Below are 327 nucleotides of genomic sequence, written 5' to 3' on the forward strand. Positions count from 1 at the left end.
CAGCACCCGGGTGCGGATCTGCTCGATCAGCATCGGCACATCCTGGTCAATATGGTCGATGACCCACGCCGGGTCGCGCACCCCGCCGTGCAGCCAGTTCGCCGCCGAGCGCCAGGTGGCCAGCGGGAATTGCCGGGTATCGGGCTGGCCGTAGATAAACGGGTAGCGGTAGTGCATCCAGCCCGCCGGTTTGAGGATCGACTCCTGCTGGCTGGGGGTCATCTGCAGCCGGTCGCCCCAGCGTGGTGCAGCCGCTTCGCGCTGCGGTGCACTCTCGACGGCGGCAGGCGAAGCTTCATGATAGTCGGGATGCAGGTAGTAACCGCT

At 66.4% G+C, this 327-nt stretch carries 1 pseudogene; it reads right to left on the minus strand.

The window, feature by feature from the left end:
* Window positions 1-327: pseudogene (locus ACSIPU_RS30820) on the minus strand (PLP-dependent aminotransferase family protein); the annotation flags it as partial.

Source organism: Klebsiella sp. HN106, assembly GCF_051209435.1.
Taxonomy (GTDB): Bacteria; Pseudomonadota; Gammaproteobacteria; order Enterobacterales; family Enterobacteriaceae; genus Klebsiella; species Klebsiella oxytoca.